This window comes from Streptomyces macrosporus, assembly GCF_039533145.1.
Taxonomy (GTDB): domain Bacteria; phylum Actinomycetota; class Actinomycetes; order Streptomycetales; family Streptomycetaceae; genus Streptomyces; species Streptomyces macrosporus.
On sequence record NZ_BAAASZ010000005.1, the window covers coordinates 140,089 to 155,280 of the forward strand.

Annotated in this window: 10 protein-coding genes; 7 read left to right on the top strand and 3 right to left on the bottom strand. The window is 72.6% G+C overall.

Features of this window, described 5'->3' with window-relative positions:
- Nucleotides 1-79: 79 nt before the first annotated feature.
- The gene (locus tag ABD335_RS02845) at nucleotides 80-724 is read right to left on the bottom strand and encodes a GntR family transcriptional regulator (RefSeq protein ID WP_344320417.1); all 645 of its coding nucleotides are present in this window, start codon (nucleotides 722-724) and stop codon (nucleotides 80-82) included.
- A gap of 190 nt (nucleotides 725-914) precedes the next feature.
- On the opposite strand from ABD335_RS02845, the gene ABD335_RS02850 reads away from it, so the two are divergent.
- The 5 genes from ABD335_RS02850 (at nucleotide 915) to ABD335_RS02870 (ending at nucleotide 10,411) form a co-directional block, all read left to right on the top strand.
- Nucleotides 915-3,011 (top strand): hydantoinase/oxoprolinase family protein, encoded by a 2,097-nt coding sequence (locus tag ABD335_RS02850; RefSeq protein ID WP_344320418.1) that lies wholly within the window; start codon nucleotides 915-917, stop codon nucleotides 3,009-3,011.
- Nucleotides 3,008-4,744, top strand: a complete 1,737-nt coding sequence (locus tag ABD335_RS02855; protein ID WP_344320420.1) for a hydantoinase B/oxoprolinase family protein — start codon at nucleotides 3,008-3,010, stop codon at nucleotides 4,742-4,744. Before ABD335_RS02850 ends, ABD335_RS02855 begins: the two co-directional genes overlap by 4 nt.
- Nucleotides 4,745-4,883: 139 nt before the next feature.
- Nucleotides 4,884-6,278, top strand: a complete 1,395-nt coding sequence (hglS, locus tag ABD335_RS02860; RefSeq protein ID WP_344320421.1) for a 2-oxoadipate dioxygenase/decarboxylase — start codon at nucleotides 4,884-4,886, stop codon at nucleotides 6,276-6,278.
- A gap of 53 nt (nucleotides 6,279-6,331) precedes the next feature.
- The gene (locus tag ABD335_RS02865; protein ID WP_344320422.1) at nucleotides 6,332-9,238 is read left to right on the top strand and encodes an FAD-binding and (Fe-S)-binding domain-containing protein; all 2,907 of its coding nucleotides are present in this window, start codon (nucleotides 6,332-6,334) and stop codon (nucleotides 9,236-9,238) included.
- Nucleotides 9,239-9,265: 27 nt separating this feature from the next.
- On the top strand, nucleotides 9,266-10,411 hold the full coding sequence (locus tag ABD335_RS02870; RefSeq protein WP_344320423.1) for a Glu/Leu/Phe/Val family dehydrogenase: 1,146 nt from the start codon (nucleotides 9,266-9,268) through the stop codon (nucleotides 10,409-10,411).
- Nucleotides 10,412-10,644: 233 nt separating this feature from the next.
- Here ABD335_RS02870 and ABD335_RS02875 read toward each other — a convergent pair whose 3' ends face one another.
- Nucleotides 10,645-11,634: a helix-turn-helix domain-containing protein gene (locus tag ABD335_RS02875; RefSeq protein WP_344320424.1), complete on the bottom strand. Its 990-nt coding sequence runs from the start codon at nucleotides 11,632-11,634 to the stop codon at nucleotides 10,645-10,647.
- Nucleotides 11,635-11,744: 110 nt separating this feature from the next.
- Between ABD335_RS02875 and ABD335_RS02880 the strand changes: the two genes are divergently transcribed.
- Complete coding sequence (locus tag ABD335_RS02880; protein ID WP_344320425.1) at nucleotides 11,745-12,776, top strand: saccharopine dehydrogenase family protein; 1,032 nt, start codon at nucleotides 11,745-11,747, stop codon at nucleotides 12,774-12,776.
- A gap of 166 nt (nucleotides 12,777-12,942) precedes the next feature.
- Here ABD335_RS02880 and ABD335_RS02885 read toward each other — a convergent pair whose 3' ends face one another.
- Nucleotides 12,943-13,833 (bottom strand): helix-turn-helix transcriptional regulator, encoded by an 891-nt coding sequence (locus tag ABD335_RS02885; protein WP_344320426.1) that lies wholly within the window; start codon nucleotides 13,831-13,833, stop codon nucleotides 12,943-12,945.
- 256 nt (nucleotides 13,834-14,089) lie between these two features.
- Between ABD335_RS02885 and ABD335_RS02890 the strand changes: the two genes are divergently transcribed.
- Nucleotides 14,090-15,106 carry a zinc-dependent alcohol dehydrogenase family protein gene (locus ABD335_RS02890; RefSeq protein WP_344320427.1) on the top strand — a complete coding sequence of 339 codons (1,017 nt, stop codon included), beginning with the start codon at nucleotides 14,090-14,092 and terminating at the stop codon, nucleotides 15,104-15,106.
- Nucleotides 15,107-15,192: the final 86 nt, after the last annotated feature.

The following is a 15,192-nucleotide window of genomic DNA, read 5'->3' on the forward strand; positions in this document are numbered from 1 at the left end:
GCGACCGTAGGGAATCGTCGGACGATGTGCAAGAGATTCGGCGCCGAAATATCTCCGACATCAGACGATGACCCGCGCGTTACGCATCGGGGTAGTCCTTGAGGAGCGCCGTCTCGGAGTCCGTCAGGTAGGACTCCAGCAGCGTGGCCGCCTCCTCGACGTCTCCCGAGCGCAGGGCCTCGGCGATCTCCCCGTTCCTGTCGAGGTAGGCGGTGTGGAAGACCCGGGTGTCGCTCATGTGCGCGTAGGCGAGCCGGAACTCCGCCAGGACGCCGCTCATCATCGCGTCCAGCCGCTCGCTGCCCGCGAGTGCCACCAGCGCCTCGTGGAACCGGATGCTCGCGGCGGCGACGGCGTCCCACCGCGACTCCTCCGCCGCGGCGCGGCCGTCGGAGAGCGCGGCGGAGAGCCTCCGCAGCCCCGCCGGCGTCAGGACCCGGATGCTCCGTACCGCGGCGCACTCGACGATCCGTCTGACCTTGTAGAGATCGGCCACGTCCTCCCGGGACAGCCGGCGGACGAAGACCCCGCGGCTCAGCTCGTGCACCAGCAGTCGCTCCCGGATGAGCCGCTGGTAGGCCTCGCGGAGGGTGCTGCGGGAGACGCCGTGGACCTTCCTCACGTGCTCCTCGGAGAGCCGTACCCCCGGTTTCAGCTCGCCGGAGACGATCTGGGCGCGCAGCGCGTCCGCCACGCGACTCGCGGTGCTGGCCGCATCGGTCATTCCTGCTCCGTTCGTGGCCGCGGCGACGGCGGCGGCCGGTAGCGCTTCGGTGCGAGAGGAGTCGGAGTCTAGCAATTTTCGTCCGACGATCTCTTGCAGAATCGTCGGACGATCTGTAGCGTCCGCCTGGCGTGCCGACGGCCCGGGAAGAGGTCCCGCGCACGCTCTCAGCCGGCCCCGGAGGATTTCAATGACCCACTCCCGCGCATTGCGTGTCGGGGTAGACATCGGTGGCACTTTCACGGACATGGCGATCCTCGACGACTCCGGAATCGTCGCCGTCGGAAAGACCCTCACCACCCACAGCGAACCCGCTGCCGCCGTCGAGACGGTGCTGCGACAGACCCTGGCGGCACACCGACTCGACGCGGCCGACATCACCACCTTCGTCCACGGCACCACCCTGGTGACGAACGCGCTGATCGAGCGCCGCGGCGCGAAAACCGCGCTGCTCACCACCGAGGGTTTCCGCGACGTGGTGGAGATGGGCCGTGAGCACCGGTACGAGCTCTACGACCTCGACCTGGAACTGCCCCGCCCCCTGGTGCCGAGGCACCTGCGATTCGGCGTCCGTGAACGCGTGCTGGCCGACGGAACCGTCGACACCGCCCTGGACGGCACCGCCGTGAAACAGCTCGCGGCCGAGCTGTCGGAGGCCGGCATCCAGGCGGTGGCGGTGTGCTTCCTGCACAGCCACACCAACGACGAGCACGAGCGGCAGGCCCGGGAGATCATCCGGGCCACCGCGCCGGAACTGCGCGTGGCACTGTCCAGCGAGGTGAACCCCGAGATCCGCGAGTACGAGCGGAGCTCGACCACCCTGGCCAACGTCTACGTCCAGCAGCTCGTCGAGACCTATCTGGAGGATCTCCGCAACCGCCTGCGGGGCCTCGGCCTGCGCCGCGACCCCCTGATCATGCTGTCGAACGGCGGAGTCGCCGCGATCGACGTCGCCCGGCGGTTCCCGATCCGGATGCTGGAGTCCGGGCCGGCGGGCGGCGCGTTGGGGGCCATCGCCTTCGGACGCGGCGCGCGGCGGCCCGACCAGATGGCCTTCGACATGGGCGGCACCACTGCCAAGCTCTGCATCATCGAGGCCAACCGTCCCCTGATCACCCACACCTTCGAGGTGGACCGGGTGTACCGGCTGCGCGCCGGATCCGGTCTCCCCGTGCGGGCTCCGGTCATCGACATGATCGAAATCGGCACGGGCGGCGGCTCGATCGCCAGGGTCGACTCACTCGGCCTGATCACCGTCGGCCCCGACTCGGCCGGATCGGAGCCGGGGCCGGTGAGCTACGGCCGCGGCGGCGAGTACTGCACCGTCACCGACGCCGACGTCGTACTCGGCTACCTGGACCCCCACCGCTTCCTCGGCGGCGACATGACACTCGACGCGGAGGCGGCGGCCGCCGCCATCGAGGAGCAGATCGCCCGCAAGCTCGGCGTCAGCGTGGCCGAGGCGGCGTGGGGGATCCACGCGACGGCCAACGAGGGCATGGCGAACGCGGCCCGGGTCCACGCGATCGAACGCGGCCAGGACCCCACGCGCCTCCCCCTGTTCGTCTCCGGCGGCAACGGCCCCCTGCACGGGCCCGGGGTGGCGACCGCACTCGGTTCCCCCGCCATGGTGGCACCCCCCGCCGCGGGCGTCCTGAGCGCGTTGGGGTTCCTCTCCGCGCCGATGTCCATCGACATCGTCCGCTCACGCCACGCCGAGCTTCGCACCGTCGAACTCGCCGCGGTCGAGGAGATCTTCGGCGAGATGGAACGCGAGGGCGCCCGGGTGCTGTCCGATTCCGGTGTGCCGGCCGGGGACATCACGCACGAGCGCACCCTGGAGATGCGTTTCGTCGGACAGGGCAGCGAGATCGAGGTACCGGTGCCCCGGCTGGGAAGCGGCTGGCGGGAGGACCTCGCCGAGAGCTTCGCCGAGCAGTACCGGCAGCGGTTCGGCACCGTCGCCCCGACAGGGGTCGAGGCCGAGATCCTCACCTGGCGCGTCGCCTCACGGGGCCCGGACCCCCGGGCCCGGCTGCGCCTGGCCCGCCCGGCAGAAGCCGCGGACGCCCTCGTCGGCCACCGCGACGCCTACTTCCCCACGGCCGGAGGGTACGTGCCCACGGCCGTCTACGACCGGTACCGGATGGCCGTCGGCACCGTCGTCGAAGGCCCGGCACTGGTGCAGGAACGGGAGTCGACGCTCGTCGTTCCCCCCGCCGCCCGCTGCACCGTCGCCGACGACGGCAGCATCCTGGTCGAGTTCACCTCAGGAGGAACCCGATGACCACCGCCTCCGCCCCCGATCGCCCGGTCGACCCGGTCGTCGTCGGACTGGTGGCCAACCGGCTGCACTCCCTGCTGGACGAACAGCAGGCCGCGCTGGTGAACACCGCCTTCAGCCCCGTGGTGCGCGAATCCCTCGACCTCGCCTGCGCCGTGTTCGACAGCCGGGGCGAGATGATCGGTCAGTCCTCCGGCGGCACCCCGGGCCACATCAACGCGATGGCGACCGGGATGGGACACATCGTGGCGAAGTACCCGCCCGAGGCGCTCGCGGACGGCGACGTACTGATCACCAACGACCCGTGGATGACGGCCGGTCAGATCAACGACATCACGGTCGCCACCCCCGTCTTCCGGGGCGGGGCACTGGTCGCGTGGTTCGCGAGCTGCTGCCACTCGCCCGACATCGGCGGACGGATCCTGTCCGCCGCGGCGACGGAGGTGTTCGAGGAGGGACTGCGACTCCCGATCCTCAAGCTGCGCACCGCCGCCGGGCCCAACGAGCCCTTGGAGGAGCTCATCCGCGCCAACGTGCGCACCCCCGACGAGACGATGGGCGACATCTACGCGCAAGTGGCGGCCAACCAGGTCGGAGCCCGCAGCCTCGGCAGGATGATGGACGAGTTCGGGCTCGACGGCATCGACGCCGTCGCCGCCGAGATCATGCTCCGCTCCGAGAAGGCGCTGCGGGCCGCGCTGCGCGAACTGCGCGACGGCCGGTACGAGTCACGGCTGACGTCCGACGGGTTCAACGGCGAGCCGATCGACCTGGCGGTCGCCGTGACCATCGACGGGGACCGCGTCGACATCGACTACGCCGGCTCCTCGCCCCAGTCCCCGTACGGCGTGAACGTGGTCCTCAACTACACCAGGGCGTACACCTCCTTCGCGATCAAGGCCGCCCTCGCCCCGGAGGTCCCGCACAACGCCGGCTCGTTCCGTCCCGTCCACGTGAGCGCGCCCCGCGGCTCCGTGCTGAACTGCGTCGACCCCGCCCCGGTCGCCTCCCGGCACCTGGTCGGGCACTTCCTGCCCAGCCTGCTGTTCGACGCCCTCCGCCCGGCCGTCCCCGGAGGGCTGCCGGCCACCGGCTCCGACGCCCTGTGGATGACCGTGTGGCGCGGCGGAGACATGGGGGAGACGCATCCGTTCACCCTCACCGTGTTCGGTGCCGGCGGAACGGGCGGGCGCCCGGGCAAGGACGGCCTGAACACCACCGGTTTCCCCACCGGCGTACGGGCCGCCCCCACCGAGGTGCTGGAGACCCTCACCCCGCTCGTACAGCGGCAGCGCGAGCTGCGCCCCGACTCGGGCGGCCCCGGCGAGTACCGAGGCGGCCTCGGCCAGGTGGTGCGGGTCGGCCGTCGTGGCGAGCACGGCTGGACGGTCAACGCCAACATCGACCGGGTCGACCACCCCGCGCCGGGCGCGCTGGGCGGACTGCCCGGCGCCCGGGGCGAGTTCGTCGACGACACCACCCTGGAGCGGCTCCCGCGGAAGCAACTGGTACGTCTCGCCCCCGACTCCGTGGTCCAGTTGCGGTTCCCGGGCGGGGGCGGCTACGGCGACCCGAAGGCGCGTCCGGTCGAGCGCGTACTCGACGACGTCGTCAACGGCTATGTCAGCTGCGAGGCCGCTCGCGAGCACTACGGGGTCCACATCGAATACACCGGAGACCCCGACGCCCTGGTACGGCCCCCCGCGTCCTACCGCGTCGTACGGGCCCGCGACTGACCCACGGATCGACACCCCCGCGCCCCTCCCGTCACCGGCACGTCCGTGCCCGGCCGGCAGACCCGGCCCGGGCACGGGCCGACGCCGGGCCCTGCCCCGAAACCCCGTGGTGAACTCCCCGACCGAAAGGCGAACACCGATGACGATCAGCCAGTGGCAGCTGCGCGCCGCATTCGCCGCGCGGCTCTCCGACATGTACGGGCGGGAGGTACCCGCCTACACCACGCTCGTGGACGTCTCGCGCGAGGTCAACGAGGACGTCCTTCGCGCGCAGGGCGCCGACGCCGAACGCCTGGGCTCCATCGGCCGGGTGACCGCGGAACGCCACGGCGCCATTCGGGTCGGCACTCCGCGGGAGCTGCACCAGGTGGCCCGCATCTTCGGCGCCCTGGGCATGCACCCGGTCGGCTTCTACGACCTGCGGGAAGCCGCGGCCAGCGCGGTCCCGGTCGTCTCGACCGCCTTCCGGCCCATCGACGGCGAGGAACTGGCGCGCAATCCCTTCCGTGTCTTCACCTCCATGCTCACCCCCGCCGACCCGCGGTTCTTCGACGCCGATCTGCGCTCCCGCCTGGAGGCCTTCCTCGCCGACCGCGAACTGTTCCCCCCGGAGCTGCTCGCCCTCGCGGACCGGGCCGAAGCGGAGAGGGAACTGCCCGAGGAGGACGCCGAACGCTTCCTCCACCTGGCCGTGCGGGCCTTCGAGCTGTCGACCGAGCCCGTCGACAAGGCCTGGTACGAGACCCTGGAGCGGATCTCCGCCGTCGCCGCGGACATCGGCGGCGTACGCAGCACGCACATCAACCACCTCACCCCCCGCGTGCTGGACATCGACGAGCTCTACCGGCGCATGACCGAGCGCGGCATCGAGATGATCGACACCATTCAGGGCCCGCCGGCCTGGAAGGGCCCCGACGTCCTGCTGCGCCAGACGTCCTTCCGCGCCCTTGCCGAGCCCCGCGCCCTGCGCACCCCGGACGGCACCGTCGTCAGCGGCGCCCTGCGGGTGCGCTTCGGCGAGGTCGAAGCCCGCGGCATCGCCCTCACCCGCGAGGGCCGCACCCTCTACGACCGCCTGCTCGCCCTCGTCGACCGGCAGGCGGCCCTCCACCCCGAAGCGGACCGAAGCGACCTCGCCCGCACCGTGTGGGAACAGCACATGCCCGGCACCGAACAGGAGCTCATCGCCCGGGGCCTGGCCTACTTCACCTATCGGGTGGCGCCCGACCGGCCGCGGGACGGAAGCCTCCCGCCCACCGGCATCGCCGACCTGGTGGAGCAGGGCTGGGTGCGCGCCGAACCCATCGTCTACGAGGACTTCCTGCCCCGCTCCGCCGCCGGCATCTTCCAGTCCAACCTCAGCGGCGAGGGCTCGAGGAACAACGACCACGAGGGCACCGCCTACGACGCCGAGTGGCTCTCCGGTGCCATCGGCCGCGAGGTCCTGGACCCCTTCGCCCTCTACGAACAGCAGCAGAACCGCTCCATCGCGCAGGTCGCCCGCGAGCTGGAGCTCGACGGCGCGCGCGGCTGACCCACCGGGGCAGGGCGCAGGACGACTCAAGCGAGCACGAAGGAGCGAGCACAGTGACCACCACAGCGCAGGGCCTCGGCCGCCTCGACGCGGCGGCCGTGACCGAAGCCCTCGACCGAGGGAACTGCGGCGAGGTCGCCGGCGACACCGGACGCCGGGCACAGTACTCGGCCGACGCCTCCAACTACCGGCAGGTCCCGCTGGCGGTGGTCTTCCCCCGCGAGAGACGGCACGTCCTCAACGCGCTCGCCGTGTGCCGCCGACTGGGGGTGCCGGTCACCTCGCGCGGGGCGGGCACCAGCACCTCCGGGCAGGCCGTCGGCTCCGGCGTGGTGCTCGACTTCTCCCGCCACTTCAACCGGCTGCTCGCCTTGGACCCGCAGGCCCGCACCGCGACGGTGCAGCCGGGCATCGTCCTGGACGACCTGCAGACGGCCGCCGCCGAGCACGGCCTGCTGTTCGGTCCCGATCCGTCCACCCACAGCCGCTGCACGCTCGGCGGCATGATCGGCAACAACGCGTGCGGAACCCACTCGGTGGCCTGGGGCCGCACCGCGGACAACGTCGTGGAACTCGAAGTGGTCACCTACCGCGGCACCGTGGTGCGACTCGGCGAGATGAGCCGGGCCGAGATCGACGAGGCCATCGCCGCGGGCGGCGACCGGGGCCGGCTCATCGCGTCCCTGTACCGCCTCGCCCAAAGGAACCTGGCGACGTTGCGCACCGAGCTGGGACGGTTCCCGCGGCAGGTGTCGGGCTACGCGCTGGAGCACCTGCTGCCCGAGCACCGCTTCAACCTCGCCAAGGCCCTCGTCGGCAGCGAGGGCACGCTGGCGGTCGTCCTCTCGGCGACCGTCCGCCTCGTCTCCCCGCCGCGTGCGCGGGCCCTGGTCGTGCTCGGCTTCCGGGACGCCTGCGCCGCGGCGGACGCGGTGCCCGCGCTGCTGGACCACCGGCTGCTGGCGCTGGAGGGGCTCGACCAGGCGCTGACCGACATCGTCACCCGGCCCGAGACCCGCGCGGCGATCGACACCCTGCCCGCGGCGCGGGCCTGGCTGTTCGCCGAACTCGGCGGCACCGCGGACGAACTGCCCCGGCGCGCCAGGGAACTCGCCGCGGCGGCCGAACAGGCCGCGGGGTTCACCGGCAGCGAGGTCGTCACCGACCCCGTGCGAGCCCGCCGGCTGTGGCGGATCCGCGAGGACGGGGCGGGCCTGGCCACCCGCCTGCCCGACGGGTCCGAGGCCTGGCCCGGCTGGGAGGACGCGGCGGTCCCGCCCCGGCACCTCGGCTCCTACCTCCGCGCATTCACCGCACTGCTGGAACGGCACCGACTGCAAGGAGCCGTCTACGGGCACTTCGGCGAGGGCTGCCTGCACGTACGCATCGACTTCGACTTCACCACCGAGCAGGGCACCGCCGTCTTCCGCGCCTTCGTCACCGACGCCGCCGAACTGGTCGCCGCGCACGGCGGCTCCCTGTCCGGCGAACACGGCGACGGCCAGGCCCGCTCCGAGCTGCTGCCCCTGATGTACGGGCCCGACGTCATCGCCCTGTTCGAACAGTTCAAGAACATATGGGACCCCGACAACGGCCTGAACCCCGGCATGATCGTGCGGCCGCTGCCCCTCGACGGAAACCTGCGCGTCGGCCCGCACCGCACCCCACTGCCCCTGGCCACCGTCTTCCCCTTCCACGCCGACGACGGCGACTTCGCCAAGGCCACCCGCCGCTGCGTCGGCGTCGGCAAGTGCCGCACCGCCGCCCACCGCGGCGACGTCATGTGCCCCAGCTACCGGGTCACCCTGGACGAGAAGGATTCCACCCGCGGTCGCGCCCGCCTGCTGTACGAGATGACCCGGGGCGAGGTGATCACCGACGGCTGGCGGTCCACCGAAGTCCGCGACGCCCTCGACCTGTGCCTGTCCTGCAAGGGGTGCAGCGCCGACTGCCCGGTCGGCGTGGACATGGCCACCTACAAGTCGGAATTCCTGCACCACCACTACAAGGGACGCATCAGGCCCGCCTCCCACTACACGATGGGCTGGCTGCCCCTGCTCTCACGCCCGGCCGCCCGCATGCCGCGCCTCGTCAACGCGCTGACCGCGTCCCGCCTCGCCCCGCTGATCAAACGTCTGGGCGGCATCGCCGCGGAGCGGGAGGTGCCACGGTTCGCCGAGCAGACCTTCCTGTCCTGGTTCCGCACCCGCACCCCCGGCGGCGACGGGCGCCGCGGACCGGTCGTGCTGTGGGTCGACTCCTTCAACAACCACTTCACCCCCGAGGTCCTCAAGGCCGGAGTGGCCGTGCTGGAGCACGCGGGCTTCCGCGTTCAGGTCCCCGACGGCACACAGTGCTGCGGACTGACGTGGATCACCACCGGGCAGCTCGGCATCGCCCGCCGCATCGCGCAACGCACCGTCACCGCGCTGGCGCCGGCCGCCCGCGCCGGGACGCCCGTCGTCGGCCTCGAACCCAGCTGCACCGCGGCCCTCAAGACCGACCTGCCCGAACTCCTCGACGGCGACGCCGACGCCCGCGCCCTGGCCCGGGCCACCGTCACCCTCGCCGAACTCCTCGTCCACCACGCACCCGACTGGCAGCCCCCGCGTATCGAAGCCCGGTCGATCAGCCAGACGCACTGCCACCAGCACGCCACCTCCGGCTTCGGCGCCGACGGCACGCTGCTGCGAGCCATGGGCGTCGACAACACCAGCCTGGATTCCGGCTGCTGCGGGCTGGCCGGCAACTTCGGCTTCGAACGCGGCCACTACGAGGTGTCCGTCGCCGCCGGCGAGCAGGTCCTGCTACCCGCCGTGCGGGCGGCGTCGCCCGACACCGTCGTCCTCGCCGACGGCTTCAGCTGCCGCACCCAGATCGCCCAGCAGACCGACCGCCGCGGCACCCACCTCGCGCAGCTGATCGCCCGCGCTCTCCCTTCCCACCGCCCCCACGCCTGACCCTGCCACAGACAAGGAAACGCACCCGTGACCGACGCACTCTCCCTCATCGACGACTGGGGACCCGAGAAGATCGTCGTCGTCTCCCACCGACGCACCGGTATGAAGGGCGTCCTGGTCATCGACAACACCGCTCGCGGCGTGGGCAAGGGCGGCACCCGCATGAGCCCCCACGTGACCGTCGGCGAGGTGGCCCGCCTGGCCCGCGTCATGACGTGGAAGTGGGCGAGCGTCGACCTCTTCTACGGCGGCGCCAAGGCCGGCATCGTCGCCGACCCGGCCTCCCCCGACAAGGAGGCGATCCTGCGGGCCTTCGCCCGCGCCCTGTCCAACGAGGTGCCCCGCGAATACGTGATGGGGCTGGACATGGGCCTGACCGAGGACGACGCGGCCATCGTCCAGGACGAGCTCGGCGACCGGGGCACCGCCGTCGGCACCCCGGAACACCTCGGCGGTGTCGCGTACGACAAGCTCGGCGTCACCGGCTACGGCGTCGCCGAGGCGACCGACGCCGCCGCCCGGCACCTGGGTCTGCCGCTCGGCGGTTCCAGAGTCGCCCTTCAGGGGTTCGGCGCCGTGGGCCATGCCGCGGCCGCGCGGTTCGCCGAACTCGGTGCCACCGTCGTCGCCGTGTCCACCGCCAAGGGCGCGCTCCACGATCCCGACGGTCTGGACGTGCGGGCCCTGCTCGCCGCCCGCGAGGAGCACGGCGACGACTTCGTGAACCGGCACCCCCAGGGGACCGTCGTCCCTCCCGGCCGGGAACTGACCGTCGACTGCGACATCCTGGTTCCCGCCGCCCTGCAGGACGTCATCGACGACGAGACCGCCCACCGGATCAAGGCCAAACTCGTCGTGGAAGGCGCGAACCTGCCCACTTCTCCGCAGGCCCAGGAGATCCTCGCGCAGCGCGGCGTCACCGTCCTGCCCGACTTCGTCGCCAACGCGGGCGGCGTCGTCGCCGCCGCATTCGCCATGGACGCCCGGTACTCCGGTTTCCGCCCCGAAACCCCCACCATCTTCCGGACGATCTCCGACCGGCTGCGCGCCAACGCCGTCGTCGTCCTGGAGGAGGCGAAACGCCGCGGCACGACCCCTCACCGCGCCGGCCGCGGCCTCGCCGAGGAACGCGTCCGCACCGCCATGCACAGCAAGGGACGCATCCCCCGCTGAGGCGCGGCCCCTGCACGGGCCCCGGCGGCACCGACACCTCCCCGGCTTCCCGACGGCGGACGCCGGGACGTGCCGCGGGGCCCGCCCACCGCCCGCCCCGCCCCGCTGCTCGCCGCCGTCGAGCGGGACGCCCGAGTGGCCCGACCGGCGGGAACAAGGAGAGCCCGCCACCGGACGACCGTGCTCTCCGGATGCGGCGACCGCCCATCGGCGAACCGCCGCAGCGCCGCTCCTCACGGCTCGGGGCGCCGCCGGTGCCGCCCGCTGTCGTTCGGGCCGGGGCGGGTCCGCGAACGGAAGGTCCGGCGGTAGGTGTCCGGAGGCACGCCGACCGTGCGGTTGAAGTGCCGGCGCAGCGTCGTGGCGGTGCCCATGCCGGCGGCCGCCGCGATGGTGTCGATGCCGTCGTCGGTGGTCTCCAGCAACTCCTGGGCGCGGCGGATCCGCTGCGTCAGCAGCCACTGCAGCGGGGTGGTACCGGTCACCGACCTGAAATGGCGGCCCAGGTTGCGCGAGCTCATCCGTGCCTGGCGGGCCAGGTCCTCCACGGTCAACGGCTGGTCCAGCCGTTCGAGCACCCAGGGGAACAGCTCGGCGAGCGGATGGTTGTCCGGGGCGGGCACCGGGGTGGTGACGAACTGGGCCTGGCCGCCGTCCCGGTGCGGCGGCACGACCAGGCGGCGGGCGACGGCGTTGGCGATCGACGAGCCGCGGTCGAGGCGGACGAGGTGCAGGCACAGGTCCATGGCGGCGGCTTTGCCGGCGGAGGTGAGCACGCTGCCGTTGTCCACGTAGAGGACGTCCGGGTCCACCGTCACCCGGGGGTGGCGGGCGGCCAAGGCCCGGGTGTGCGCCCAGTGTGTGGTCGCGCGCCGCCCGTCGAGCAGGCCCGCGGCGGCCAGTACGAACGCACCCGTGCAGAGGGAGGCCACGCGTGCGCCTGCCTCGTGGGCCGCGCGCACCGCGTCGACCAGGTCGGCGGGCGGGTCCTCGTCGATGTCGGCCCAGCCCGGGACGATCACGGTGTCGGCGCCCGGGAGCCGGTCGAGGCCGTGGTCGGGCTCCAGCCCGAACCGGCCGGCCCGCACGGTGCCCGGCCCGCAGACGACGAGGTCGTACCAGGGGCCCGCCACGCCGGCCGGGGCGGCGCCGAAGACCTCGTACGCGACGGACAGTTCGAAGTGCAGCATCCCGTCGGTGACGGCCAGCGCGACAGTGGTCACGTCCGGAATTGTATGGGTCATGGCGTTCCGGACACTCGTGTGAGGCGCCGGCCCTCGACAGGATGTCCCCGACGGATCACGACAGATCGTGCGAGCGCGGGGGAGGACCCATGGGATCAGGGCTCGACGTGACGGTGTTCGGCGCGTACGGACACACCGGACGCTTTGTGGTGGCACAACTGCGGGACCGCGGGTTCGTCCCGATTCTCTCCGGGCGCGACGCCGACAAGCTGAAGATGCAGGCGGCGTCCGAATCCGGACCGGACGTCCGCCCGGCGTCGGTCGACGACCCGGCCTCGCTCGACCGCGCACTGGCCGGCGCGGCGGCCGTGATCAACTGTGCCGGGCCCTTCGCCACGACGGCCGCCCCCGTGATCGAGGCGGCCCTGCGCGCCGGAATCCCGTACGTGGACGTGGCGGCCGAAATCGAGGCCAACGCCGACACGTTCGCGCACTTCACCGACCGTGCCCGTGCCACGGGAGCGGTGATCGTCCCGGCGATGGCCTTCTACGGCGGCTTCGGCGACCTGTTGGCCACCGCGGCGATGGGCGACCGGACGGCGGCCGACGAGGCGCACATCGCGTACGGGCTGAGCAGCTGGCACCCCACGGCCGGGACGCGTGCCGCGGGCGCGGTCTCCCGGCAGCGGCGGGGCGGCGGTCGCGTCGTGTACACGAACGGGCGGCTGGAGTACCGCCACGACGACCAGCCGACCCTGGAATGGCCCTTCCCCGACCCGATGGGTCCCCGCACGGTCATCGGGGAGTTCACGATGGCCGACGTCGTCACCATTCCCAGCCACCTGTCCATCCCCGAAGTGCGCACCTACATGACGATCGAGGCGGCCAGGGACGTGTCGGCCCCGGACACCCCGACACCGACCGCGGTCGACGCGCTCGGGCGGTCCGCGCAGACCTTCCTCGTCGACGTCGTCGTGCGCTCCGGGGACACCGAACGGCGCGCCGTGGCGAGGGGCCGGGACATCTACGCCGTCACCGCGCCGCTCGTGGTGGAAGCGGTCGACCGCATCCTCACGGGACGGACCAGGACGGTCGGCGTCGCCTCCGCCGGCGAGATCTTCGACGCGCCCGACTTCCTCCGCGCACTGTCCTCGCACGTCTCCCTGGAACTGCGTCCGTAGCGGGCAGGCCCGACCGGCCCGCAGGTCGAGGTGTCGCGTGCTCCTCTGCGAGGCCGGGCCCGGCCTCGCCGTGTGTGGCCGCCGGAGGCGTATCGGCTCCGGGGGCCGCCGGTTTCGGTGACGAGACGGGCGGTGGTCTCGTCGCGGTGGCCGAGTGCCCGGGCGGTCAGCCGGCTGCCTGCTGCGCGGGGGAGTCGGCCTCCCGGGTGGCGGCCCAGGAGGCGAGCAGGCGCAGTCCTTCTTCGGAGGGCGAGCCGGGTTCGGCGGTGTAGATGGTGAGGGTGAGGCCGGGCTCGGCCGCCATCTCCAGACCCTCGAAGGCGAGGGTGAGCTCGCCGACGGCCGAGTGGTGGAAGCGTTTGGTTCCGGTGCCGTGGTGGCGGACGTTGTGGGCGCCCCAGCGGGTGCGGAACTCCTCGCTGCGCGTGGAGAGTTCACCGACGAGGTCGTGCAGGTCCTTGTCGTGGGGGTTGCGGCCGGCCTCGGTGCGCAGGATGGCGACGCACATGTCGGCAAAGGCGTCCCAGTCCGGGTAGAAGCGGCGGGAGGCGGGGTCGAGGAAGTTGAAGCGGGCGAGGTTGGGCTCCTTCGGAGCGCTGTTGTAGACGTCGGCGTAGAAGGCGCGGGCGAGCCGGTTGGCGGCGAGCAGGTCCATGCGGCCGTTGCGGACGAACGCGGGCCCGGCGGTGATCGCGTCCAGGGTCCACTGCAGGCTGCGGTGCGGCGTCCACTGACCCTTGGCGCGTCGGCGGCGCGGGCGCGTCAGGGCATCCGAGCCGTCGGCCGCCTGGGTCAGATGGAGGAGGTGGGCGCGTTCGGCGTCGTCGAGCCGGAGGGCGCGGGCGACGGCTTCGAGGACGGACGGTGAGACACCGGCGAGGTTGCCGCGTTCGAGTTTGGCGTAGTACTCGACGCTGACGTCGGCCAGCGCGGCGACCTCGCTGCGGCGCAGGCCCGGGACACGGCGTCGGGGCCCGGCGGGCAGCCCGGCCTGTTCGGGGGTGATCTTGGCTCGCCGCGAGGTCAGGAACTCGCGGACCTCTTCACGGTTGTCCACACCTCGACGTTACGTCGTGCACGGCGCGGTAGGGGTGTACCGCCGGTACACCCTTCGACGATGCCTCGCTGCGCGCGCGAAACGCCGGTTACCTGGAGGGCGCGGCACTTCCCCGCCCCGCCGCCACAGGGGAGGCAGGGGGTGCCGGTCCCGGGAACGGAGACCGCGACACGACCTTCGTCCCGGGCACGCAACCGCACCCGGCGTCCGTCGGTGCACCCCCGCACAGGACGCCCCGGCACGTAAGGAACCCCTCATGCGCGGAGCAGTGATCCACGCCCCCGGCGATGTGCGCTTCGAAACGCTCGACGACCCGAAGATCGTTCAGCCGACCGACGCGATCATCCGCACGGTCGCCACCTGCGTGTGCGGCTCGGACCTGTGGCCCTACCGCGGCCTGGAGCCGATCGGCGACCCCCACCCGATGGGCCACGAGTACGTCGGCATCGTCGAGGAGGTCGGAGACGAGGTCACCTCGGTCAAGCCCGGCCAGTTCGTCGTCGGCTCCTTCGCCACCTCCGACAACACCTGCGTGAACTGCCGCAACGGCTGGCAGTCCAACTGCCTGCACCGCGAGTTCATGTCCACCTGCCAGGCCGACTACGTGCGCGTTCCCAACGCCCAGGGCACCCTGGTCGCCACCGGCGAGCACCCGGACGGCGCGTTCGTGCCGAGCCTGCTCGCCGTCTCCGACGTGATGGGCACCGGCTGGTACGCCGCGCTGGCCGCCGAGGTGAAGCCCGGCTCCACCGCCGTGGTCGTCGGCGACGGAGCCGTCGGTCTGTGCGGGGTGATCGCCGCGAGGGAGATGGGCGCGGAGCGGATCATCGCCATGAGCCGCCACGAAGCGCGGCAGAAGCTCGCCCGCGAGTTCGGCGCCACCGACATCGTCACCGAGCGCGGCGAGGAGGGTGTCGCCCACGTCAAGGACCTCACCGACGGCGTCGGCGCCGACAGCGTGCTGGAGTGCGTCGGCACCGCCCAGGCCGTGCGGCAGGCCCTCCGGTCGGCCCGGCCGGGCGGCAACGTCGGCTTCGTCGGCGTCCCCCACGACGTCGCGATCGACGGGCAGGAGCTGTTCTTCTCGCACGTCGGTCTGCGCGGCGGCCCGGCCCCCGTGCGCCGCTACCTGCCCGACCTCGTCGACCTGGTCCTGACGGGCCGGATCGACCCGGGCAAGGTCTTCGACCTCACCCTCCCTCTGGAGCAGGTCGCCGAGGGCTACCGGGCGATGGACGAGCGCCGCGCCATCAAGGCCCTCCTCATCCCCTGACCCGCCTCCGGCGCCCGGGGCCGCGCCCGCACCCTGTGGATCCTCGACGAGGCCGCGGCGGCCCGCCTCCCCTCCTCGGTCCGGGA